The sequence below is a fragment of the Massilia putida genome, assembly GCF_001941825.1.
GTDB classification, from domain to species: domain Bacteria; phylum Pseudomonadota; class Gammaproteobacteria; order Burkholderiales; family Burkholderiaceae_D; genus Telluria; species Telluria putida.
The window spans coordinates 3,949,393-3,975,364 of sequence record NZ_CP019038.1; the positions used below are offsets into that span (position 1 = coordinate 3,949,393).

Sequence of the window (25,972 nt, forward strand, 5' to 3'; positions counted from 1 at the left end):
TTCCCGACATTAATAATTGATTTGCTGGAGGGTCGCTGTAATGAAAAGCGCACATATGTTTTGCGGACTTTTTATATTGGGAACTTTATCCGCTTGTTGTAATCCACCGCTGGTGGCGACGATCGACGTCCCGAAGTTACCGCAGCAGGCGTCGAACTGGTGCTGGGCAGCAAGTGGCCAGATGACCATGCGTTTCCTGGGCCATGACGTTGCCCAATGCGTGGAGGCGAATAACCGTTTCGGGCTCACGACGTGTTGCGTGAATAATTCCGGAAGCTGCAATAACGGCGGTTGGCCGGAATACGAGAAATACGGTTTTTCGGCCGATCAAACGTCCGATACCGCCCTCACTTTCAGCCAAATCAAATCGCAGATTTATTGCAAAAAGAAACCGATCGCATTCAGCTGGCATTGGCCGGGCGGCGGCGGCCATATGATGGTCGTAAAAGGCTATTTCACCGTCAATGGCGTGCAATATGTGGATATCAACGATCCCGAGCCTTATACGGATCTGAATACGCTGACCGGCGGCACCGAAAGCATCATCACCTATGCCGATTACGTCAGCAGCCCCGGCTACCACACCCACTGGAACGACTATTACAACATCACGTACAAAGGTGACTGACATGCGCAAACTTCCTTTCGCGTTGATCGTTGCGATGGCTTGCGTCCTGGGCGGATGCCAGACGAGCCAACCCCGTCCCAGCAACAGCCAGGCGACCGCCGCCCAGCACGGGCTGGCCACGCTCCGGCAAGTCGTCAATGCCGGCAACTACGCGGCGCTGGGTTTCGATTCGGTCGACGAGGCGCGCCAGGCAACGCTCGGCGAACCGCTGCAGGTCTTCCAGGTCCGGCTCGACGCCCTGCGCGCTTTCAACGAGCAGACCAATCCCGAAACGCTGCTCGTCGATATCCGGCGCGACCTGTACCCCGTCAAGGTCGGCGACCGCGTGGCCACGTCGATCTTCGTCATGGGATCGCGCGAGGGCTGGCGCGCGTCCGAACTGGGCAATGCGGCCGTGGCGCGGCTCGTCAGCCGATATCGTCACGGCGCCGGCGATTTCGTCGTGCACGTGCCCGCCATGAAGGCGTATTTCGTCGCGAACCGGGTCGAAGGCAAACTTCTCTTGACGCCCGTCATGGACGATCCGCGCACCAAGCTGCGGGCAGGCGAAACGCTGCCGGCGGACGTCGTCTTCCTCCAGCTCAAGGCAGCGTCCGAAGGCTACAACGGCTTGCCGCAGTAACCGTTAGCCGCCGAGCTGGCGGAACGGGTCGAAGGCCAGGTCGATCAGGCGGCGCTTGCGCACGACGATTTCCGCGCTCGCCGTCATGCCGTAGCGCAGCGGGTACGACGTGTCGCCCACCGTGTAGTGGTCGCGGTCGAGGGCGACACGACCTTCGTACACGGGTAATCGCGTCTGCGGCGACGCCCGCGTGGCCGGCGCGATGGTCTGCAGCGTGCCCTTGATGATGCCGTAGCGCTGATAGGGGAAGGCGTTGAACTTGAGTTGCACCGGCAGGCCCTCGCGCAGGAAGGCGCGGTCCTGCTCGGCGATCTCGATTTTAAGGATAGGCCGCGTGTTCTTCGGCACGATGCCGCCCAGCGGCGTGTTGGCCTGGATCTTGTCGCCAGGCTGGGTCGACGTCACGTCCGTGATCACGCCATCCACGGGCGCGAGGATGCGCAGGAAATTGTCCTTGTCGATGTTCTCGAACTGGATGCGCGACGCCGCGTCCGCCACGAGCCGCGCCGTCTGCACCTGCAACCTGAGTTTTTCCTCGACGTTGGTCGCCTCGCGCGTCGCCGCTTCGTATTGCAGGCGCAGGCTGGCCAGCTGCTGGCCGCTCGTCTCCAGCTGCGAGCGGGCCTCGGTGGTTTCCAGGCCTTGGCGCGCCGCGAGTTCGCTCACGCGCGATTCCGCCACGCGCACCGCGTTCTCGGCCGCCTGCAGCGCATTCTTCTTGCTCTCGACCTGCAGCTGCGAGACCCCGCCGCCGCCGGGCAGCGCGAACAGCCGCTCGTACTTGGCCGCCTCGTCGCGCGCCGCATCGCGGGCGCGGCGCGCATCTTGCAGGTTCGTCTGCGCCTCCTGCGACTGCGCGCGCTGCCCGGCGGCGAGACGGCTCGTGCCTTCGGCCAGGCGGCGCTCGTGCTGGCGTTCTTCAGTATCCATCGCTTCCTTGAGCGCGGCCACGCGCTGGTCCAGCAACGCTTTCTTTTGCGGGAATTCCTTCCATTCGCGTTCGGCGTCTTCGAGCTTGAGGCGCGCCTCGAGCGCATTGCGCGCCGCCTCGATGGCGCCGCGCGCATACAGGCGCGCCACCACGTCGCCCTTGAGCACGGGCTGGCCCTCGGCGATATAAATGTTCGCCAGTTCGCCGTCGATCGGCGCGTACAGGCGCCGCACTTCGGACGCCGGCACCAGCGTGCCCGGCGCCATGACGAGCACGTCGGCGCGGCCGAAGAACGACCACGCCAGCCCGGCCAGCACCAGCGCCACCATCACGTAGATGGCCAGGTGCGCCAACCGTGCGGGCGTGGCCGTCAGGATGCCGATGCCCTCGTCGCTGTGGTCTTCCAGCGCGCCGATCAATGGCCGCGGCGCGCTTTTATTCGGTGGATTGGTCGTTGCCATCGCCGCCTCCCGCCAGCGCCAGCTTGCGCAGGTCGCTGGCCGCCTGCGCATACGTGTCGCGAAACGCCGGCACATACGCGGAGATGGTCGCGAACACGCGCTGGTGCGTCTGCTGGTCGTCCTGCCATTGCCGCAGTATCCGGCGCAGGCGCGCCCCGTCGGCCGGATCGTGGACCGGCGCATCCGCGCCGCCGCGCGCGTGGGCGAATTGCTCCACGTCGCCGATCCAGGCGATTTCCGCCACGAGCGGCTTGGCGTCCGCATTGTTGCGGCTCAGATGCCGCATGCGTGCCACGGCTTGCGCGGCGCGGTCGAAACGCTGCGCCTTGACGTCCGCCATCCACTGCGGCAGTTCGGCTTTTAATAACGCTTCCGTGCCCAGCGACTTGACGTCGGCATTGTCCGGATCGCGCGCGAGGCGATCGTCGGCGAGCCGGGCCGCGGTCGCGAAATCGCCGCCGTCGACCAGGCCCTGCAACGCACGCTCCGGCGCACCGGCGAAATGAAACAGCAGCACGGCCGCCACGGCCAGCGCGCCCAGCACGGCCAGCCAGCGGCGCAGGCGCGCCTGGCCGGCGTCGCCGGCGGCCCCCATCGCGTCCAGCAGGCCGGCCGCCATCAATGCCGCCTTGCCGCGCGCGCCCGTGAAAGGTTCGGCGGCGGGCGCCATCCCGGCGGGATTGACTTCATCCTCCTGCGCGGGGGCAGGGTCGTCGGCGCAAAAGATGTCGAGGAAGGAACCGGCGGAGGCGACGAAGGTCGTATGGTCCGCGTCCATGGCCGCGGCGGGGGCCGCGGGCGGGACGGACACCCGGGTGACGGTCGGTTCGGGGCCGATCTGCTCCCATTGCAGGTGCACGCGATAGACGAAGTGGTGGCCGCCGAACGCGAGCACGTCGCCATCCTCGAGCGCGTGCGCATGCTCGTCGAGCCGGACCGCGCCGATGAACGTGCCGTTCGTGCTGCCCAGGTCTTCCACGTACGGCACGCCGCCCTTGAGGAACAAATGGGCGTGGCGGCGCGACAGGTAGCCGACCTGGTGCGGTTCCTTGTCCTTGTAGCGGGCGAACGCGTCGTCGACCTTGCTGATCAGGAAGGGGAAGCGGGTGATGACGATGGGTTCCAGCCCGAGCTCCGGCCGCTCCGGTTCGAGCGTGAGGCTGGCGAGCCGCGCGGCGGGCGTGGATGGCTGCGCCGCCGCCTGCAGCCGCACGCGATAGGTCAGCACGCGCGCCAGGCCGATCTCGTCGCCGTCATGCAGCCGCACGATCGTGTGCCGCACCGGTACGCCGTTGACGGTGGTGCCGTTCTTGCTGCCCAGGTCCGCCAGGTAGGCGTCGCCGCCCTCGACGAAGATGCGCGCATGGCGGCGCGACAGGTCAGCCACGATGTCGGACGGATAGCCGGCAAACGGCTGCTCGGTACGGCCGATGGCGAACAGGCCGTCGTCGATGGCGACCGGCCCGAGCTCGGGGTGATTCAGCGGCTCGAGCACGATCCCGACGCGTTGCGGGGACGCGTGCATCTTGCTCACCAGGGCGTCGTCAGGCGCCATCGGGGCAGCTTTCAATGGCGCGCCGCATCGGCCACCTCCACCGGCGGCCAGCCGCCGCCCAGGGCTTTGTACAAGGTCACCGTGTCGGACAGGATCTGCTGCTGGTTGGCGAGCAGCGCCAGTTGCGCGCCCAGCAGGGAACGCTCCGTCTCGAACACCTCCAATTGCGACGCCACACCCTCCTTGCGCTGCTCGTCCGTCGTGGTGGCCACCAGGCGCAGCTGGTCGACCTGCTGCTGCAGCTCGGCGCGCTGCTTCTTGTGCGCCTCGAGGTTCACCAGCGCGTTTTCGACATCCTCGAACGCGGCCATGACGGTCTGCCGATAAGCCTGTTCGGCCACCTTTGTCTGCGCCTCGCTCGTTTTCACATGCGCCTTCACGCCCGGATCGAAGATCGGAAAATTAATGCTGGGCAGCAGCCCGAACGTGAACGATTTCAACAGCGAGGACAGCGCGAAGCTGGACGTGCCGCCGCGCCCGGTCAGGCTGATCGACGGCAGTTGCGCCAGCTTGGCCTGCCCCGTCAGGTCGTACGCTTCCAGCACGCGGTACTCGGCGGCGACGACGTCGGGCCGGCGTTTCAACAATTGCGACGGCAGGCCGCCCGGCACCTCCGGCACCCGCACCCGTTCCTGCAAGCGGCCGGCAGGGACCTGGAAATCGCCGGCCGGTACGCCGATCAATGTCGCCAGCGCATTGCCGGCCAGCGCGCGCAGGCGCTGCAATTCGATCAGCTCCGTGGACAGGCGGTTGACCTCGGCCGACTGCTGCAGCACGCGCGTGTGCGGAATGAGGCCGTTCTGCTCCATCGCCTGGTACGTGGCGAGAATGTCGCGGTTCCTGGCCAGCGTCTGCCGCTGTTGTTCGATCTGCTCGTCGAATTGCAGGATCTGGAAATAGGTCGTCGACACGTCCGACACGAGTTTTAAATTGACAAGATCAAATTATGTCTGTCAAAGGCTAATTATGTTTGTCAAATGTGCGCCAAGTTTGTCAATTTTGACAGATCAATGTTGATGTTTGATATTTCCATCTGAAGAATAGCTTGATCATAACGCAGCCCATGTGTGCCATGCTCTGGCCGCATGGGTTTTTAATTTTGCTTACTACCTTTGAAATTGATCGCGCGCATGATTCACCCCCAAGTGAACGAGGAGAAATAAGTGTCTGACCTTAGCGGTAGTGTACGTCGTAAGCTCGAAAAACTGCTTGGTATGGGTAGTGGCTATGTGCTTAATTTTTCTGACCGTAGTCGTACCTAACCTGCCTGAAGACAGGATACTTGCAGATTAGGAGTTCCTATACGGTCGTTCAGCACGCGCTCTTTTGAGGTGAATGTACCTTTTTACCTTCGAAAAACTCCACCAATGGTTTAGATGTGAATCCCTATATAATATTTAACATTTGGAGCGGCAGAAGGCCGGGGCGACAGCGCAACCGCATCATGCTGCAGTAAGTCAGAAGATCGCTCCCTGTACCACAAAGGTCACGAACGCGTTTTGCCGCGATAAGGGTTTGCCATGCATGACGGTAGGGAACTAGGACGGCCAGACTTGAGACCTGGTCTCTACGATGACTTGTCACAACTTGAAGGAATTCATACAGGACCGCGTCATTTGCTGTACAGGGACGGGCGATGTGACACCTCTATCGTGATCAAGGTGAGTGCCGTAGCAGAGGCAAATGCGCTTGCAAGGTTGAGGTCTGAGTTTGAGATGCTCCATCAGCTGAACCTGCCAGGTATCGTTAAGGTTCTTGGACTGGTCGAAACTGGACATGACATCGGCATGGCGATGGACGACCTGGGTGGCGCCAGCCTCGCACGTGTTTGCGAATCGGGGCCGGTTTCCATCCAGCTGTTCCTGGAAATTGCCGCCCAACTTGGCGAAACGCTTTCTCGACTCGATGAAGCACAGGTCATCCATCGTGACATTCATCCGGGCAACATCGTCTGGAATTCCCAGACCGGGATCGCGACACTATGCGACTTCGGTCTAGCGCGGACGTTGCCGATTCTTGCGCTGGCGAGCCCGAACCCAAACGAGCTCGAAGGGACGCTGGCTTATATGTCGCCAGAGCAGACCGGCCGTACAGGAAAATCGGTCGATCGGCGCGCAGACCTGTATTCCTTGGGCGCCACGCTTTATCATCTACTAACGGGATTGCCACCCTTTCTGGAAGACGACACGGTCGCACTAGTACATGCCCAGATCGCGCGTCGCCCGAAGCCGCCAGATGAGCTTGATGCGCAAGTGCCGAGTGTTCTTTCAAACATCTTGCTCAAGCTGCTCGAAAAGGAACCCAACGACCGCTACCAGAGTGCGCAAGCGTTGACTGCAGATTTACGCGAAGCCAAACGCCAATGGCTACAAGATGGAACGATCCAGTCGTTTCCGCTCGCCGCGCATGAGGCTCCGCGTTCACTGACCATCCCCGATAAGCTTTATGGCCGCGATGATGAGCTGGATAAGCTGACCGCCGCGTTCGCACGCGTTTCGGCGGGGGAACGTGAACTCGTGCTCGTCACCGGCGGTCCTGGAATCGGCAAATCGGCCCTCGTAGATCGTCTTGGTGCGTCGGTCGGCGATCACCACGGTTACTACGCAGCAGGTAAGTTCGACCAACTCCAGCGCAGTGTTCCGTTCTCGGGTCTCGCCGACGCGCTGCGCGGTCTCGTGAGGCAGCTTTTGACGGAGTCCGAGGCGGCCCTCCAAGCTTGGCGCGAACGCATCGAGGACGCTGTAACTCCCAACGGCAGACTCTTGATTGGCATCGTGCCGGAACTCGAGCGCATTCTGGGACCGCAGCCCGAGGTGTCCGAGGTCGGCCCGGTCGAAGCACGTAATCGGTTCCAGATGCTCATCGCACGCTTCCTGCGTGTCTTTGCAAAGCCCGGGCATCCATTTGTTCTTTTCCTGGATGATCTGCAATGGGTGGACGCAGCATCGCTTCAGCTCATCACTCAGTGCGCTGCCGACGCCGCCAGCCGCCACCTGATGATCATCGGTGCCTATCGCGATGGTGAAGTCGGTCCGTCCCACCTGCTGGCGCGGGCACTCACCGGGCTTCGCGACGTGGGATGCAATTTTCACATGATCCATCTGGCGCCGCTGTGCGCCGGCGCGATTGCGCAGCTCTCAGCCGACACCTTTGGTAAAGATGCTGCACGACAGGATGTCTTGGTCGATCTGCTGATCCGCAAATCTGCAGGCAATCCATTCTTCATTCGACGCCTGCTTCACCAAATGTGTTCACAGGACTTGATCCACTTCGATCGGCAAGCACGATGCTGGCGTTGGAATGCCACCGAAATCGAGCAGGCGCCGATATCGGACAACGTGCTCGATATGATGGTACTTGCGATCGAGCAGTTGCCGCCGCAGGCCAGACGACTACTTGAAATCGGTGCCTGTATAGGCCACCGCTTTGATCTCGCGATGTTGTCGGACTTAACCGACGTGATGCCCCAAGACCTCACAGAACAGCTCCGATCCGCATTCGACGACGGACTGCTGGTGCAGTCGAGCGATGCATTCGCAGTGTCTATGGAAAGCGACTGGGCCGACGGGAAGCCATCAATGCACTTCGCGCACGACCGCGTGCAACAGGCAGCCTACGGCCGGCTCGGCGAACAAGAACGACAAGCCCTGCACCTTTCCATTGGACGCCGGCTTTTGAACCCACCAGGCAGGCTTCCGGACGACAAGTTGTTCGATGTCGTTGATCAGTTCAATCTCGGGCAAGCGCAGGTCGTCGACGATGGCGAACGTGTGGCGTTGGTCGACCTCAACCTCGCTGCCGGCCGAAAGGCCAAAGCGTCCGCAGCCTATCGCGCGGCATTCGAGTATCTGTCTGCCGCCCGTCGCATGCTGGGCGCACAAGCCTGGATCGAGCGTCCTGAGGTCGCTTTTCAGGTTTACCGCGAATTGGCGGAAAGTGCATATCTGGCGGGCGAGCCCGACACGGCTGAAGCAGCGGTCGAGATCGCGCTCGGACACGCTCCATCCAAGGTCGCCAAGGCAGAGCTGTATGGGCTGCGCGTCCTTGCCGCCACAGTCGCTAGCGACTGGGATCGTGCCCTCCATTGGGGACGGGTAGGCTTGTCGGTGTTTGGACTGGAATGGCCTCTCGACGGCTTGGTGGAAGCGATCCAGGCTGAAGTAGCGGACGTCATACGGAATTTGGATTCGGGCGACATCAATGCCCTGGTCGACGCGCCTGTCGTGCAGGACGCGGACATTCGCGCGAGCATGCATCTGTTGTCATTGCTCGGCGCACCCGCCTATTTCAGTGGTGCCCCGGTGTTAACTTTCCTCCAGAGCCGCGCCGTGAATCTGACTTTCGTGCACGGCCCCTCGCCTTATTCCGCCTTTGCCTTTGTGCTATATGGAGGCATACACAATGCGCTGACCGGTCAGTACGATGTCGGCTATGCTTTCGGCAAACTGGCTATGGCGCTGGCGCAGCGCTTCGGCAACCGCGCTGAAGAATGCCGGACGCTCGAAGTCTATGGCGTGCTTGTCCACCATTGGAAGGCGCCGCTACGCACCGGATTGCCGTTGTTGCAGGAAGGTTTCCGGGCTGGTGTAGAATCCGGCGAGCTTGCCTTCGCCGCTTTCAACTTGAATTCCGTCCTCATCAACGCGCTGCCCGCGGGACTGCCATTGGTTGATCTGCTCGACGAGGCCGAGGTCGCGCTGGATTTCGCGACCGCGCAGAATAATCGGACCAGTGTAGAGATCGCGATTCCATACAGGCAGATTGCACGCGCGCTTACCGGCGCTACGTCGCTGCCAGAAAGCTTCGCGGACGAGACATTCGACGAAGCGCGTTTCCTGACCGAGGCGCAAGGTCATGCGACCGCGCTCGGACACTTCTGGGTTACCAAGCTCCAGCTCGCTTATCTGATGGGCGACCATGGAAACGCCTTGGTGTACTCTGCGGAGGCACGAAAGCACATCGCAGGGGGGATAGTCGGCATGATCACGTCGGCCGAGCACGTCTTTTACACCGCGCTCACGACTGCAGCCGCTGCAACAAACGTGGCTACTGCCGAGAAGTGTGCGGAGTCCGTAGCCCGCTTGGGCGAATTACGTGACCAATTGGTCAACTGGGCCCGACACTGCGCGGAGAATTTCACGCACAAGGCTTCGTTAGTTGAAGCCGAGATCGCCCGGCTGGAAGGACGAGGCGCCGATGCGTCGGGGCTCTACCGCAGTGCGATAGCCGGGGCCGAACGCCAGCGCTTTGTCCAAGATGAAGCGATCGCCCATGAGCTTCGCGCGCGTTTCCTGCTCGCCGAGCACGAACCAGCGTTTGCCGCCGTGCACTTGAAAGCGGCTCATGATCGTTATCGCCGGTGGGGGGCGACAGCGAAAGTACGTGCGCTCGAGGCGGAATTTCCGCAAGCGCTGAGCGCAGACGCACCGACGTCGCGCTCACCAAACTCGATTGACCACATGGCGCTTATCAAAGCGTCTCAAGCCATCTCGAGCGAGACCACACCAGAGCGGCTGTTCGAACAGATCCTTCGCGTTGTTGTCGAGGTCGCTGGGGCCCAGCGTGGGGTGCTTGCACTCGCCGCCAATGACTTCCTGAAGATCCATGCGCGCGTAGAGGCGGCTGGAGACATGGTCGTGTCGCTCGCCGAGGCATCTCTAGAGGACTGCTCCGACGTTCCGGCGGCCATACTGCGTTACGTTCAGCGCACTAAGGAAGTCGTGCTGCTAGCCGATGCGGCTGCCGCCGGGTTATTCGCACGCGATCCAGTGGTATTGCGGCGCCAGGTGCATTCTGTCTTGTGCATTCCGCTTATGAAGCAGGCTAGAATGGTAGGTTTGATCTATCTAGAAAACAATGCAATGGTGGACGCATTTGCATTCGAGCTGGTCGAGGTCGGGCGGGTGCTAGCGGCGCAAGCGGTTATTTCTCTCGAAAACAGCAGGCTTCTTACGAAGATGCAGTCTTTGGCCGGTGAGCTAGAAGAGCGCGTTTCGAATCGTACTCGCCAGCTGACTAACGAGATCGCAGCGCGCGACAAGGCAGAATTGGGGCTGAAGCGTGCCGAGAGCCGCCAGGCATTGTTGCTCATGTTGAGCGATGCGTTGCGTTCGCTCTCCGATCCGGACGCAATGCGCGAGGCTGCGCTGAGACTGCTGCACGAACATGCCAGCCTATCTCGTACCTTCTATTTTAGGATCGAGCGCGATGCCGCCGGTCGACAAGTCTACGTCGTCGAACTAGTCCATCCGGATGGCGCGACATTGCCGGAATCCATTGCGCCCTTGGCCCTGGACGATACTGATTCCATGCTGCGGGGCGCGCTTGTGCGCGGAGAGCCGGTTTTGATCGGAGACGTCGAGGCCGATTGTAGGTTAACCCAGGAGCAGCGCGCCACCTTTCTCGCGCTCGACATAATGGCAGTCGTCTACGTGCCAACGAGCGACGGAGATGGTACCGTGCAAGGGATCGGCGCATATGATAGGCGTCCGCACCCGTGGTCGAGCGACGAGGTGGACCTGATCCGCGAGGTCGCCGCTCGGACCTCGATCGCCTCCGAGCGCGCACGCGCCGAAGCAGCGCTGCGTCAGGCTGATCGCCAAAAAGACGATTTCCTTGCGATGCTAGCGCATGAACTGCGCAACCCACTCGCTTCGATCAGCAACGCAGGCGAATTGATGGCGCGAAGCGGCGCTGGTGGGGCACGGGCGGATGCACTGTGCGCGTTGCTCAAGCGGCAAACCAGGCAATTGACGCGCCTAGTTGACGACTTGCTAGACCTGTCGCGCATTTCGCGCGGCCTGGTGACGCTGGAAAAGGCGCCGGTCGAGATCGGCGAATTGGTGCAACAGGCATTGGAAACGGTGCAAGCCTTGGTTCAGGAGAAGGAACATCGCTTGCTGCTATCTAAGCCCGCGCGAGCTTTATATGTGGAAGGCGATAAGACAAGGTTGGTACAGGCGATCTCGAACGTCATTCATAACGCGGCTAAATATACGGACAAGGGCGGCGAGATTAGACTGGACATCTTCGAGTCCGAAGAAGACGTCAGCATCAACGTGATCGACAACGGCGCCGGGATCCCGGCTGACATCCTACCTTCGCTGTTCGACCTGTTTGTGCAGAGCGCGCGTACGCTCGATCGTTCGCAGGGCGGACTCGGTATCGGCCTGTCGGTGGTCAAGCGCCTGATCGAAATGCACCAGGGGTCGGTGAAAGCCTTGAGCGACGGCATCGGCCAGGGAGCGACGTTCATCATTTGTCTGCCGCGGGTGCCGGCGCCTCAGGCGCAAGTGGAGGCCGCCATCTTTTCCCCGACGTTGTCGACGGCGCGGCGCATCCTCATTGTCGACGACAACATCGATGCAGCAAATACCCTGGCGATGTTGCTAGAGCTTGATGGACACTGCGTCGATACCGTCTACGGAGCCGTCGAGGCACTCGAGGCAACGACGCGCCTGAAGCCCGACATACTTTTTCTCGATATCGGACTGCCCGTCATGGACGGTTACGAAATCGCGCGACGCCTGCGGTCGCAACACACAACTTCGGCTTTGCGCCTAGTCGCTGTCACCGGCTATGGTCAGAAGGAGGACCGGGAGCGGGCGCTGGCGTCAGGTTTCGACGATCACTTGGTCAAGCCAGTCACACTGGAGTCGCTCCGTGCGCTACTCCAGTTGAGCGAGTAAGATGAAGTTGTGCCTCAATCCGAGCGCCTCGATGAACGGGCTGGAACAGCTTGCCGTTCGAAGTCTGATGCACCCGGTCGCAAGTAGCTTTGCGTGGAATTTTATCGCCAGCATCTCGCACAACGGCGTACCTTGCTGATCTACGAATCTGGCATTCCAAATTGCATCAATTTCCTACCGATCGGTCAGCCTAGAATTTGAGTTCGCTAGCACGTAAGGGCAGCGTCACGATCCGCCTCGTGCCTTGGTCGCATCGTGTCAACGTGTCTTGATCTGTTCCAAGACCCTTGCAAACGCTGACGAGCCATGGAAAAACCTTCGGACCAGTCAACTTCTGATCAGAGAGTAGATGCAAGCATGCAATCCGCTGTCGATTGGCAAACGCGACACATTTATGCAATCGTCGCGCGTGTCATTGGAAATTTAGAATACCTAACAGAATCGGATTATTGTCATGATGGTGGCAATCCGGGTGAAGCAGTTGAAGTTTAAGGACCGTAGAAGAAGCCGTGTAGAATAACAGGTCATCAAGCTTTGGACCGTAAGCTGTCCCCTGAATATATGAGCACTATCGGTCCAACCATCGACTTGTCGAACTGCGACAAGGAGCCGATTCGTACCCCTGGCAGCATCCAGCCGCATGGCTTCCTACTGACACTTACTGAGGGCCTTGAAGTACTTCAAGCCAGTGCGAACCTCTCCAGCTGGACAGGTTGCACAGCGGAATACGCACTCGGCCGGCCTCTTGCAGAACTAATCGGCGAGGAGGCTACACAGAACGTGGCGTTCAGATTATCTTCCCAATTAGGTAACCGGCCGTTCTACGTAGACACTGTGACCACAGGGAATGGATTGCACTTCGATGTGCTGGGTCATCGGTGGGACGAAGTGATCGTCATGGAGTTTGAACCAGTCGACCGATCTTATCCAACCGATTTCCGTGAGCTTTATCCGCTGATCGGCGACTTCCTGCTCAAGGTCAACGATACGACTTGTCTCGAATCTCTCGCCCAGCTAGCATGTCAGCACGTCCGCTCAGTCACTGGCTACGGTCGCGTCCTTGTGTATAAATTCGACGCCGACGGTCACGGTCACGTGACTGCGGAGGCTAAGGACGACACCTACGCTTCCTACATGGGACAGCACTTTCCGGCATCGGACATTCCAGCTCAAGCGCGCGAATTGTATGCCCTTTCTCGCATCCGTCTGATTCAGGATGCCAGATACAGTCCTACCCCCTTACTACCACCCGTTAATCCGAAAACGGGCAAGCCCAACGATTTGTCATTCGCCGTATTGCGCAGTGTGTCGCCCGTGCACTTGCAGTACATGCGCAATATGAACACGATGGCCTCGATGTCGGTGTCACTGATGGTCAAAGGCAAGCTATGGGGGCTTATTTCATGCCACAACGAAAGTGCCGCTCCGGTGGCGTTCGAGAAGCGCACCGCTTGCGAGCAGCTTGGCCAGATCCTGGCCCTCTGCATCGAGTCGCGCGAGGATGGACAGGAACTGCAGTTCCGCCTCGAGGTGAGGCGCATTATGTTGTCGATGTTGGCAGGCCTGACCCAAAGTAGTGACTTCATCGAGAATCTATCCAGTGTTTTTCCCGACCTGCTACGCTTTGCGCGTGCCTCGGGCGCGGCTATCGTGGTTGACGATCGCATCCTCACCTACGGTGATACGCCAGAGAGCGACGATATTCAAGAACTCGTCAACTGGTTATCTTTGCATGACCATGGCGATATGTTTCACAGCGACCACTTGTCGAGTGTCTACCCGCCTGGAAGTAAGATGATGCGCAACGCGAGTGGTCTGCTGGCGATGCCAATCTCCCGCATCCACAAACACTACCTGTTGTGGTTTCGCCCCGAATATGTGCACACGATCGAATGGGCTGGCTATCCGCACGACAAACTGGTGCAATCTGCAGCTGTCCAATCGCCTTTGCCCGTTCAGCTGTCGCCACGCACCAGCTTTGCTGCCTGGCGCGAGACTATCCATGGTGTGAGCCACCCCTGGCACAGTGGCGAGATCGAATTAGCACTGGAATTCCGAACGGCGCTGCTGGGAATCGTGTTGGAGCGTGCCGAGCAAATGGCTTCGCTCGCCGGTGAGCTGACCCGGTCAAACAAGGAACTTGAAGCGTTTTCCTACTCCGTGTCGCACGACCTGCGCGCGCCGCTGCGCCACATTGTCGGCTTTGCCGATTTGCTTCTCGAATCCGCTGGCAGCGAAGACATTCTTCAGCGAGAACGCTTTTTGAAGAACATCAAGGAAGCTGCGCGCATGGGCGGCAAGCTGGTCGATGACCTTCTGTCTTTCTCACAGATGGGCCGTGCTTCAATGCATCCGTCGATGATCAACATGAACGAAATGGTGGCTGCCTGCCATGAGAAGCTAGCACCAGAATGCCGTGGACGCCACATTGAATGGGATATTGCATCTCTGCCGGAAGTCTGGGCCGATCCCACGTTTTTGCAGCTTGCCATTTTCAACTTGATGTCGAACGCGGTCAAATTCACTTCGCAGCAAGCAATAGCCGCAATTCGCATTAATATCGAGGATCGCGCTGACGAAACAGTGTTCCATGTGGCCGACAATGGCGCCGGTTTCAATATGGAGTATGTGCACAAGCTCTTCGGCGTCTTCCAGCGCTTGCATCGAATGGAAGAATTCCAGGGTACCGGTATTGGCTTGGCCAACGTACGTCGTATTATCGAGCGCCATAAAGGCCGCGTGTGGGCAGTGTCAAGCCCTGGACAGGGCGCGACGTTCTCGTTCGCACTGCCTAAATATAACTCTCTTACTTAAAGAAGCAATATGCGAAAGAATTCATGCTCAAACCTATCTTACTTGTCGAAGACAATCCGAACGACCTCGAACTTGCGCTGATCGCCCTGACGCGGAGCCAGCTCGCCAACCAGGTCGTCGTCGTGCGTGACGGTGCCGAAGCTTTGGACTACCTGCACCGCCGTGGCGAATATGCACAACGTCCGCCAGGTTATCCGGCCGTCGTTTTACTTGATCTGAAGCTCCCTAAAGTGGATGGCTTGGAGGTGCTCAAGCAGATGCGCATGACAGAGGCGTTGAAAGCGCTTCCGGTGGTCATGTTGACGTCGTCGAAGGAAGAACAGGACGTCGTGCGCAGCTACGAGCTGGGCGTAAACGCCTATGTCGTCAAGCCGGTCGAATTCACTGAATTCTTGCGGGCGATCGCTGACCTTGGAGTGTTCTGGGCAGTAGTGAACGAACCGCCGCCAGGATCACAGCGTTACTCAAAGCCGTTAAATAGCTGAAATCAGTGGTGCTATTTGCGCATCTGCGTCGAGCAGCTATACGCGCTCTACGCTTCTCTTTTTGCTCTTTAGAAGATGGCGGATGCGTGCGCTGAGCGTATCCAGATCATATGGTTTTGGCAAAAGATTGACGCCAATCTCTAGCTTACCTTCATGAGTGAGCACGCCTTCGGCGTATCCCGATGTGTACAAAATCTGGGCTTGCGGCAACTGGATTCGTACTGCTTCGCTTAATTGCAAGCTGGTCACTGGCCCAGGCATGACGACGTCGGTGAACACTAAATCGATTTTCTCTCCACTTTTGACTATGTCGACCGCGAAAGAAGCAGTGGGCGCCTCCAGTACCCGGTAGCCAAGTACCGATAGTACGCCGCAGGTAGATTTGCGTACGTCGTCTTCGTCGTCGACTACGAGAATGGTTTCCGGGCCGCCTTCCAGCGTTGGAACTGGTACCTCCTGTGATACTGGCACTGCATCACTCCGCGGCAAGTAGATCTGCACGCTTGTTCCCTTCCCAAGCGCGCTGGACAAAGCGATTTCACCGCCTGACTGCTTAACGAAACCATAAGCCATGGACAAACCAAGACCCGTGCCTTGTCCTGCCGGCTTTGTCGTGAAGAAAGGCTCAAAAACACGTGCCATCACTTCCGGTGTCATACCTTTCCCATTGTCGGCGACTTCGATCATTACCCAGCGGCCAGTGGGTACGTCTGGCGGCATGGCATCGTGCGGCTCAACGTTGGTGGCCCGGATAGTGAGCGTACCGCTGCCGGCCATCGCGTCACGCGCGTTGATGGCTAGATTCAGAAGGACGTTATGGAGTTGATTAGGGTCGACCAGGATGTTACCCAAGCCGTACGAAATTTCGGTAACGACGTTTGGACTAAGTCCGAACATCCGGCGCGTCATGTCATCCATTTCGCGTAACAGATGCTCGGGATTTGTAGGTATGGCTTGAAGGGGTTGCCGGCGCGCGAAGGCCAGTAGGTGCGACGCCAATTCGGCCCCGCGTCTTACTCCCGTCAATGCCGTTTCAACACGCGCTTTACCACTTTCTTTTACGGCGTCGCTCAGTTTTAGCAATTGCAGATTGCCGCCGATGATTTGCAGGACGTTGTTGAAGTCATGGGCTACACCGCCAGTCAATTGACCGATGGCTTCCATTTTTTGTGACTGGAGCAGAGCTGACTGACTCACAGCCAGATCTTCTCGACTTTGCTTCAAGGAAGTAAAAGCGGCATCAAGCTGACGCCGGGCAACGCAGGAGTTGCTATGGTATCGAACACGCGCGGCCAGTTCGCGTTTATCCGGCCACTTGACGAGGTAGTCGCTGGCGCCGACATCAAACGCGTGAGCCTTGATGTCCGGGTTATCCTCTGAAGACAATACGATTATGGCAACGTGTTCAGTGTCAGTGTCCGCGCGAAGGAGACGCGTCACCTCAAACCCATCCATCTCCGGCATACGCATGTCGACCAAGACGACAGTCGCCCCAATCTCCTTGGCTAACTCGACAGCTACTGTGGGCTCGTTTGTGAAGCGAAAGTTATGCGACCCAAGCGCTTTGAGGCTATGAGAAACGATGTCCATCGAAAAGGATTCATCGTCGATGAGCAGGATCGAGGGGTCTTGTAATGTTCGTTCGGTCATTGCAACGGCCGGCATAAGATGAGGTAAGGCTATTTGCAAAGTTAAATGTTTTTAATTTTACCATTTAAGCCATTGTGTCGTTGCTGACACAAATTTGCGCGCTTGTAGTAGATTATATGACCACCATGTCATGTAAAAATCACCACGCTGCTGAGCTGGCCAGCCTTCCCTGAAGGTAGTTGCATGGATAACGCTCAGTCGTGATGCTGAGTTCAGTCTGTGACATCCCGACCGCAGTTTTGTTGTCTCGAGTCCCTCTGTAGTAACATTCCACGATTCCATAAACGCAACAATCAGCTGGAGTGTCGATGAGCGCTGGTCCTGTTATTCCCACCGATTTGGCGGCGGACGCAACCCCCGACTATCGTGCATTGTTCGATGCCATACCCACACCTTGCCTTGTGCTGACGCCGGATTTCACGATAGTGGCGGCGAACGAGGCCTATTTGCGAGTCTCTTTGAAAGAGCGCGTGGAGATCATCGGTTCCGCCCTGTTTGAGGTCTTCCCTGACAATCCAGATGACCCGACCGCCGACGGAACTGCAAACCTACGCGCCTCGCTTGAGCGCGTCCTGCGTACTCGCCGTGCCGATACCATGGCGGTTCAAAAGTACGACATCCAGGTGTCAGGACCGGAAGGCCCACGCTACGAAGCGCGTTACTGGAGTCCGATCAACTCCCCGGTGTTTGACGCTGCTGGCAAGCTTACTCATATCATTCAACGGGTCGAGGAAGTGACCGAGTTTGCGCTGACACAGCAACGCATCGAGCGCATGGAATCGGAAATCGCGTCCCAGGCGCTCGAGATCCAGATTGCCAATCGGCGCCTGTGGGAGGCCAATGAAGACCTGGAGCAGCGTGTCGCGGCTCGTACGGAGCAGTTGTACAACTCCGAGCGACAGGCAAGGGACGCTACGAAGCGCGTTGAACGGGAGAGAGCGTTGCTGGAGGCGGTGCTGGAGGCTGCGCCGGTTGCGATCGCCGTGGCCGATGCCGATGGCTCCGTGGTGCAAGCTAATCCGGAATTCGTTCGGTTGTGGGGGAACCAGTCGCCGCTGCCATATTTGCCCAGCGAATACGGCCACTGGAATGGCTGGTGGGCGGATGGTTCAACGCGCAATGGGCAACGAGTCCAAATACATGAGTGGCCTGGCATGCGTGCTCTGGCTGGCGAAAATGCGTTGCGAGAATTAATCGAGATCGAGCCCTTCGATCAACCGTCGCAGCGACGCATTACCATCAATTCCGGAGCCCCGATACGTGACACCGCTGGCAACATCAGCGGCGCCGTTATTAGTTTGGTCGATGTTACGGAGGGTATCAAGGCACAGCAGGCGCTGCAGCAGGCGGACCGCCGTAAGGACGAATTCCTGGCAATGTTGGCACACGAACTGCGTAATCCACTGGCCCCTATCGGTGCAGCAGCCGATTTGCTGGCCATGGGGCGTTTCGACGAGGAAGGCGTCCGCCGCACCTGCGCCGTCATCGCACGCCAGGTTCGCCACATGAGCGCACTGCTGGAAGATCTGCTTGACGTCTCGCGCGTTACACGTGGTTTGGTCACGCTGTCTCAGGAGCGTGTCGACGTCAGACGTGTGGTGGACGACGCTCTTGAGCAAGTTCGACCTATCTTCGAAGCACGCCGGCACCAGTTGGAGGTATGCCTGACGCCGCAATCGGCACTGACGCTAGGCGACCACAAGCGACTTGTGCAGATCCTGACCAATTTGCTCAATAATGCAGCAAAGTACACGGCCTCGGGCGGCCATGTGAAGGTCGAACTTAATGTGGATGCCGAAAACGTATTGATGAGCGTGATTGACAACGGCGTAGGTATGTCGCCGGAATTGACAGCGCGCGCCTTCGATCTGTTTACGCAAGGAAAACGAACTGCCGATCGTGCTCAAGGGGGACTCGGCATCGGACTGGCCTTAGTTAAGACCTTGGTCGAACTGCATGATGGCGCCGTGACTGCGGAAAGCGACGGTGAATGCAAAGGGAGTCGCTTTACCGTTAGGCTGCCGCGTTTACTTGACGAAAGCGCGGTAGCGGCCGCGCCGCCGCCGTGTAGCGTAAATCAGGGCCTTGCCTTGGATGTGCTGATCGTGGACGACAATGTCGACGCTGCTGAGATGCTGGCGATGTTGGTGAAAATGATCGGCCATCGCGTTCATGTCGAGAACGGTTCACACGAGGCGCTTGCGCGCGCGCGTAGTGCACCACCGGATGTATGTCTGCTCGATATCGGCTTGCCAATCATGGATGGGAATGAGCTTGCTCGCAACCTGCGTGCCAATCCAGCGACAGCTGGTGCGGTGCTAGTTGCGATTACTGGCTACGGTCAAGAGCAGGATTTACAGAAGGCACTTGAATCAGGGTTTGATCACCATTTTGTTAAGCCGATCGAATACGAACGGTTGGCCGAACTGCTAGGCAATATCAGCGTGTCGGTTACTTGATTGGACCAAGTACAACCTCTTTACACTTGCGGGATTAAAGGATGCTCGGCATCGAGGAAAACGTTACCGAACGAAAGTTGCACGAGTAGCTGTTCCAAATAGTCAGCCGAATTTTTGCTTCTTTCCCCAGGCTCCTTGAATGAACGCTATCTCGGTATACACTGATTAAGTCTTGCTAGTTGCAAGCTGTGCCAATGCTGTAAATGCTTTGGACAAAATGATGAGACGCGTGCCGATCACTTCTGACGACGTCGCGAGATGGAAGGCGCAAGGACTCGGCCTTGGGGAGCACGCATACTACAAACCCTGGATCGACGTTCGATGTTTTTCGTCGAGAGGGCGTATGAGCCGCAGGCTCGGTGTGACCACCGGCAGGGTGCACCATCTCTTTTCCGATAACGAAAGTTGCTTCTTTCTGCTAGCGGACTATGCAGCGGATGTAGTCGATATTCGTGAGCAGTTTCCGTTGTTTCCTGAGTCGGCAACCCAGCGTATTGCTTCATCGTTGGGAGTTCGTCACCCACACTATCCCCGAAGCCAAACGCCGATCGTCATGACGACGGATTTTCTGCTTACCAAGATTGATAAGCTCGGCAAACGATTCTTGTTAGCGTTTAGCATCAAAAGTGCGGACGACCTGCGCGGCCGTCACCGGAAATCGGTGCTGACCAAACTGGAGATCGAGCGACGGTATTGGCTTGTGCGCGGTGTTCCATGGTATCTCTTCACAAATGCCGAGTTCGACAAGACCGTCATCGACAACCTAGAGTGGCTCAGCTATTTCCTCGTCAAAGGGGACGTAAACGCGGCAGATTTCCTGACGCAACTACCAATATTTCTATCGGTTTTTGAAGACGTGTCGTCACAAGAGCTGCCACTTCAAGGACAACTGCAAGCTTGTGCAGCGGAACTAGGAAAAATACTCGACTTGGATCTCATCACCGACATTTTCCGCTTTTGCGTGTGGCATCACCTTATCGATATCGACCTTAGCGTACCGATAGGTCTGCAGCGTATTCCCGCCATACTCGCTGTACGCAAGGCGGCAGTAGACGGCCTTTGGCTTGGCGGCAGAGATGGATCTCCTTCAGCCAGTTGAAGTCTTCGAGCAAATGCCCGGGGCTGTTGACTCGGGCTTCCTCTGCCCGCAACGTGTGCTATGGGTCGAGCCAGACGAAGATCTCCTCGTCACGATTGGCATCCAAGAAGATCTCAAAAAACCCGAGATACATCATCTTAAGGAGGTGATGGCTCTTCTGCGGGATGGCATATTGCAACGAGTCGAAGTCAAGCTCCGCCCTTATGTGTTCCAAGCTGAGGAGTCAATACCTAAAAAAAGTCTGAGTATCAGGGATCGCGCATGGTCAATCATCAAACCCCTAGTGCAGGATGACAACATTCCCGAAATATACATGCCAGCAACGCGTGGTCGCCTGATATCTGCACGCGCGAAAGAGCTAGGCCTGTACCCCAAACAAGTTCATCGGCCACTGTATAGATACTTTGCATCCGGCAGTTGTATCGACGGGTTGATAGCGTGCTATGACTTGTGCGGCCCTGCTGGGCAGCCTCAACAGGCTGGCACGAGAAAACGGGGTCCACGTCCTGACCGTGTCAAGCTCAACAACGACATCGCGCTCCTTGGTCCTTCCACTGCCGATGTGAAAGGAAAAATAGTTAAAGGTATCAATGAATTCCTCAAGCCTGGGATCACAAAAAAAAAGGCTTGGGAGGAAACAAAAAAAGTGTATTTCAAAACCGGACAGATAGAGTGCGGAGAACTCCTGGTTCCTATACCGCCTCAAGCGCACGAAGCACCTTCGCTCTTTCAGTTCAAACAGGTTGTGAAAGAGATGGATCATGATCTCTCACTCACCAAACGCAACACCAGTACCACGACATGGAATTTGGAGAATCGCGGAGTACTTGGGAGTTCACGAGACCGGGTCTTCGGTCCTGCTGCTCGCTTTGAGGTTGACGCGACTGTTGTTGACGTCTATTTAGTCTCGGTTTTCAATCGCGCTTGGCTTATCGGACGTCCAGTGTTGTATGTAATTGTCGACGTCTTCTCGCGGATGGTAGTCGGGTTCTACCTTGGACTAGAAGGACCAAGCTGGGAGGGTGCACGCATCGCGCTATGCAATGCGTTTACAAGTAAAGTCGATTTCTGTAGACAGTTCGGTGTCGAGATCACTGAGGAAATGTGGCCATGTCATCACCTACCCCACAAGTTGCTTTGTGACAATGGAGAAATGAAGTCTCTTGCTTCGGATGCGTTGACAGGGCGACTCGGAATCATTGTTCAAAATGCAGCAGTTCGGCGCCCCGATTGGAAACCTAACGTTGAGCAGCAGTTCAATCTAATCAACAATCACACGATTCATTTCGAGCCAGGCGCCTTGAATCGCCGGCTCGACGAAATGAAAAGACGAAACTGTCAGCTCGATGCTTGCCTGACAATTCCCGAACTGACGCAAATTCTGATTCGAAAACTCATCAAGTACAACTGGACTTCCTATCGTGCAGATGCGCTACCAGAAGCAATGTTGGGTGAGAATCTGACTAATGCAACTCCTATATCGATATGGAACTGGGGCCTGGAGCACCTCACCGGTGGTGCAAAGTCCGTCGGGAAGCAAAAAGTATGGACAAAGCTTCTTCCTGAGGCAATGGCCTCTATAAGACGGGATGGGATTTACTTTCAAGGGCGGCGCTACGCCTGCCCTCGTGCCATCAATGAAGAGTGGTTCGCGCGAGCTAGAACGAAAGGCAAAACCGCTTCAATTGAGATTCGCCACCTTTCCTATTTGCCTACCTTCATCTGGATTCTTAATCCGAATTCCCGACAGTGGGAGCCGTGTGAATTACTAGACAGAGATAAAAAGTATCAATTTGCACGTCTTGAGGAGCTGTTAGATATGGCTAAGCTTCTGGGACTGGAGGCTGACCACCAAGCCGTCGAAGTAAGCCAAACATGCGCAAAGCTGGACACCGAATGTGACGCGATAACTGAAGCCGCGAAAAAATTGGCGAAGGAAGCCAAGCGTGGGCTGAGCAAGACGGAAAGGAAGGCCAATGTTCACCTTAACCGTGCTTTTGAAAAATCTGCGGAACGAGTCGAGCATGCACGTGATGCGGTACAGTCCTACTGTGCTCCGCCTGCTCAAGACAATGTAGTCAAGCTTCGACCAAACACGCGGAAGAGCAATCCGCTTGATGATGTCTGGGACACGTAGTCGCGAGAATTTAACCAGCGGACAATGAGCGAGACCGTATATGAACTCAATCAAATTTTCGGCGGCATATTCCGAACAGAGGATTGCGGAATATCGTGATAATCCACTTATTGAGGCACTTCCAAATATCCTTAGCGAGAAAGAGGCCGCCTATGCAATGATGTTGCGCCCATGCATTCAAGCTGAGGAGCGCGCTATGGCGACTGAAGAACGTTGGCATCTATTGGCAAGACTTAAATACGTTGTCGTGCCTCGGCTCATCTTTTATGACGTCGAGCGTACGATGTCTCGCTTGCTACGGGCCGGCTACGTTGTGCGCAATCCGCTTGCTGTTACAACCTGGCGAACTATATATAACGCTCAAGATTCTCGGCAATTGTCAAATTTCGATACGCAACTGATGTCCTGCGAATCGCAGATGTTTATTGTTGGGTTGAGTGGATCAGGGAAGACGACCTGCGCTGATGCGGTCCTACGAACATATCCGCAGCAGGTGATTCACCACGATCGTTGGAAGGATCGCCATCTTCCGATAACTCAGCTGGTCTGGCTGAAGGTTACATGTCCAAAAAATGGCTCAATTTCGAGCTTTTGCCGAGAGTTCGCCAGACAAGTTGACTTAGCGCTGAGCACCGAAGGAAAATATGAAGCACTCTTTTCTAAGTCTAGAATGCGCGAAGATATGCTAGAAGGCGCAATGCGACAGATCGCCGCATCCCACTTCCTCGGCATCCTCATAATTGACGAAATACAGCGGCTCAGTTTATCAAAAACAGGTGGCCCAGTACCACTGCTTCACTTCCTTCAAGATCTGCGCACCACGCTTCGCGTACCAGTGGTAGAAATCGGGACAAGTAAAGCAGCAAATCTATTTACTAAAGAGATGAAAGATGGACGACGAGCATCGGAAAGTGGAATGATCGAGTTTGCCCGTCCGACAAAACGTGTGAAGGAGTGGGATGATTTCGTTAGGCGGATATGGGCGTATCAGTGGATCCGGTACCCTGAAGACCCTGACGAGAATATGCTCGATACTGTTTTTGATCTAAGTCAAAGCATCCCTGATTTCGTCGTCCTGTTGTTCAAGCTTGCACAGCAGCGTGCAATGCTTGACGAAACCGAAAAGCTAACTCCAAAGCTTTTAAAGCAAACATACGACGATGCGTTAGTACTCCTCCATCCTGCCATCAATGCACTGCGTACCAATACGACCAAGTCGCTTGCTCAGTATGAGGATTTACTGCCTGTAGAGGAAGCTATAACAAAGCTACTTGAACTTCCAAAACAAGCTACTTTGGTTCAAGACTATCTCGACCAAATATTTCCTTCCACTGTAGCATCTAATGCCACTAAGCTTGATAACCGTGATATCGAAAAAACGAGCGTAGATGTTGTTGGGAAATCGAATGAAGAGAGTACTGAGCTACCATGTGATTACGTCGACTTGCGTACTGCGGCGAGTGCTGAAGATCCACATCGAGATTTAGTGGATAAAGGAGTCATTAAAAATGATTGGCTCGACTTACAAAGATGAACAACAGGAAAGACGACACACGCTTCCTCTATTAGCTAAATCTGCAGGCATGGCGGGCGATATACTTGTGCCCGAAGAGACGATATTCGGAATCGTTTCCAGGTATCACATTTTGAGCGGTCATTCGTCCTCAGTAGACACCCTATTGGAACTGCTAAGCCGGCGCGGCATATGTATCAGTTCGTCGCTTCCTAGCAGTCTGCACCTCATCTTCCAACATTTGCCACTACCACTGCAGACGGCCGAGGAGCTCGCCGAACGCCATACGCCTCTTCCTTACTTCAGAGCATTCGCTAATCCAGTCCATTATGCCGCCATTGCCCAATCGGTCACGATGGGCCGTGCGTGTAATTCCAAAATTACACTAGGATTACTGGCGAGTCGAATTGGAGCAGAAGATGTGCTCCGATTCTGTCCTGAATGTGCAAAATATGATCGTGAGGTGACCGGCGTTGCAACTTGGTATCGTGTCCACCAGCTTCCTGGAGTTCTGCTATGTCCGTACCATCGCGCGCCGCTTTTTGAGAACCGATGTTTAGTAAGACGTTTAAAACGTCAGCAACTGTTTCTGCCTGACTCGACCAAGGAAGATTGGAGCAAAGAATACAACATATCTGTGATTGACAAGCGCGCGTACGAAAAACTGTTTCGAGTTGCACTGTTAAGTGCGCAATTGTTCCAGCATCGTCCAGAACCGGCCAAAGCAAATACGTGGAGAAATCAATATCTAGCGCACTTCTCTGAAAGGGGTCTTTTAACACCAGCGCTGAGAATTCGTCAACTACAATTGCAGAGTGAGTTTGTCGATTTTTGGTCTGATCTAAAGTCACTAACCCCGTTCGCCGAGCTACTTGATCGGTGTAAAAGAGACGACTCATGGCTGGCGAATCTCTATCGCAGGTCACGGTCTGCTCATCATCCCTTGATGCATGTGCTGCTTATCGGCCTTCTAGCGGATAACATAAATTCTTTCTTTATTCCTGGCGAGGAAACTTCAAAGGTGAATATAGCTCCCTGTGCACCACGAGCTCCAGAACAGGAACATAATATCGCTTCCTTACTTGCAGCAGGATTGTCGGTGAGACAAATATCTAAAGAAGTGGGACTATCAATAAATTCAGTCTTAACCAAAGCAGAAAAAATAGGAACGGTCATCAAGCGAAGGCCTAAAAAACTTAATGCCGGTGTTCGAGAACAGGTACGGCTCGCTCTAGCCGGAGGTCAGGCTATCCCAGATATTGTAGAAGCCACAAGGCTGTCTCCATCCACTATCAATAGGATTCTTGGTGGGGACAAGGCGCTGCAAACGCAGCGAACTATCGCTCTTAGACAACAAAGACAGACAGGCCAGAAGCAATCTGTTAGCTACAATCGAAAATTCACCGAAATCAGGTTTTAAAGACCTGCAAAAAACCATTCGCTCTGACTTTACGTGGCTTTATCGTCACGATAGATTATGGCTAAATTTACATATTACGAAAAATCAAAAGAATAATGATCACCGACACTCCGTTGATTGGAGCGCCCGGGACAACGCATTCGCGCAAGAAGTAGCTCGTGCGGCTACCGAAATACGACAAACACTAGGAAGGCCAGTACGGGTTTCGATCAACGAGATAAGTAGACGTACAGAACATTTTTCTTGGCTTGATAAATGTTTACCAAATCTACCGCAAACACGAGCTTTGCTTACTCAGGTTCTTGAGCCAATTAGCGCCTTCCAACTGCGCAGGCTGAATTCGTGTCAACAAAACCTGAACTTCAGATATGTTGCGCGTTGGAAGATTATTAGGGCAGCGGGACTTCATTGTGAACCTATCGCGAGTTCTGAAGTACATGGGGGCAAGTAAAAAAATGCATATGGTAGGACAAGTAATTTGAATTCTTTTCTACTAAGTATGGTGAAACT

At 56.3% G+C, this 25,972-nt stretch carries 12 protein-coding genes and 2 pseudogenes; 10 read left to right on the forward strand and 4 right to left on the reverse strand.

Going from position 1 to position 25,972, the window contains the following annotated elements; all coding sequences use genetic code 11:
• Positions 1 to 40: 40 nt before the first annotated feature.
• Both BVG12_RS19725 and BVG12_RS19730 read left to right on the forward strand, forming a co-directional pair.
• Positions 41 to 628, forward strand: coding sequence for a C39 family peptidase (locus BVG12_RS19725; RefSeq protein ID WP_083685236.1), 588 nt, complete (start codon positions 41 to 43; stop codon positions 626 to 628).
• A gap of 1 nt (position 629) precedes the next feature.
• Complete coding sequence (locus BVG12_RS19730; RefSeq protein WP_075793890.1) at positions 630 to 1,250, forward strand: hypothetical protein; 621 nt, start codon at positions 630 to 632, stop codon at positions 1,248 to 1,250.
• A 3-nt stretch (positions 1,251 to 1,253) separates the two neighbouring features.
• On the opposite strand, the gene BVG12_RS19735 is transcribed toward BVG12_RS19730, so the two are convergent.
• From BVG12_RS19735 to BVG12_RS19745, 3 genes and pseudogenes are all read right to left on the reverse strand, one after another.
• On the reverse strand, positions 1,254 to 2,642 hold the full coding sequence (locus BVG12_RS19735; RefSeq protein ID WP_075793891.1) for a beta-barrel domain-containing protein: 1,389 nt from the start codon (positions 2,640 to 2,642) through the stop codon (positions 1,254 to 1,256).
• Positions 2,617 to 4,167, reverse strand: coding sequence for an FHA domain-containing protein (locus BVG12_RS19740; protein ID WP_229503925.1), 1,551 nt, complete (start codon positions 4,165 to 4,167; stop codon positions 2,617 to 2,619). Before BVG12_RS19740 ends, BVG12_RS19735 begins: the two co-directional genes overlap by 26 nt.
• A gap of 41 nt (positions 4,168 to 4,208) precedes the next feature.
• Positions 4,209 to 5,126, reverse strand: a pseudogene (locus tag BVG12_RS19745) (TolC family protein); the annotation flags it as partial.
• A gap of 624 nt (positions 5,127 to 5,750) precedes the next feature.
• Here BVG12_RS19745 and BVG12_RS19750 point away from each other — a divergent pair.
• From BVG12_RS19750 to BVG12_RS19760, 3 genes are all read left to right on the forward strand, one after another.
• Positions 5,751 to 11,885, forward strand: a complete 6,135-nt coding sequence (locus BVG12_RS19750) for an AAA family ATPase (protein ID WP_169926828.1) — start codon at positions 5,751 to 5,753, stop codon at positions 11,883 to 11,885.
• Positions 11,886 to 12,446: 561 nt separating this feature from the next.
• Positions 12,447 to 14,699 carry an ATP-binding protein gene (locus BVG12_RS19755; RefSeq protein WP_075796465.1) on the forward strand — a complete coding sequence of 751 codons (2,253 nt, stop codon included), beginning with the start codon at positions 12,447 to 12,449 and terminating at the stop codon, positions 14,697 to 14,699.
• 23 nt (positions 14,700 to 14,722) lie between these two features.
• Entirely contained in the window at positions 14,723 to 15,184 is a 462-nt protein-coding gene (locus tag BVG12_RS19760; protein WP_075793894.1) for a response regulator, read from the forward strand.
• A 36-nt stretch (positions 15,185 to 15,220) separates the two neighbouring features.
• On the opposite strand, the gene BVG12_RS19765 is transcribed toward BVG12_RS19760, so the two are convergent.
• Entirely contained in the window at positions 15,221 to 16,834 is a 1,614-nt protein-coding gene (locus BVG12_RS19765; RefSeq protein WP_075796466.1) for a response regulator, read from the reverse strand.
• Between the two features lie 308 nt (positions 16,835 to 17,142).
• Between BVG12_RS19765 and BVG12_RS19770 the strand changes: the two genes are divergently transcribed.
• The 5 genes and pseudogenes from BVG12_RS19770 (at position 17,143) to BVG12_RS19795 (ending at position 25,913) form a co-directional block, all read left to right on the forward strand.
• Positions 17,143 to 19,293, forward strand: coding sequence for a PAS domain-containing hybrid sensor histidine kinase/response regulator (locus BVG12_RS19770; protein ID WP_075793895.1), 2,151 nt, complete (start codon positions 17,143 to 17,145; stop codon positions 19,291 to 19,293).
• Positions 19,294 to 19,636: 343 nt separating this feature from the next.
• Positions 19,637 to 20,392 carry a TnsA endonuclease N-terminal domain-containing protein gene (locus BVG12_RS19775; protein WP_229503660.1) on the forward strand — a complete coding sequence of 252 codons (756 nt, stop codon included), beginning with the start codon at positions 19,637 to 19,639 and terminating at the stop codon, positions 20,390 to 20,392.
• A complete protein-coding gene (locus BVG12_RS33560; protein ID WP_083685244.1) occupies positions 20,370 to 22,529 on the forward strand; it encodes an integrase catalytic domain-containing protein in 2,160 nt (719 codons plus the stop codon). Before BVG12_RS19775 ends, BVG12_RS33560 begins: the two co-directional genes overlap by 23 nt.
• 40 nt (positions 22,530 to 22,569) lie before the next feature.
• On the forward strand, positions 22,570 to 24,063 hold the full coding sequence (locus BVG12_RS19790; protein WP_075793898.1) for an ATP-binding protein: 1,494 nt from the start codon (positions 22,570 to 22,572) through the stop codon (positions 24,061 to 24,063).
• Between the two features lie 49 nt (positions 24,064 to 24,112).
• A pseudogene (locus tag BVG12_RS19795) lies at positions 24,113 to 25,913 on the forward strand (TnsD family Tn7-like transposition protein).
• Positions 25,914 to 25,972 lie beyond the last annotated feature (59 nt).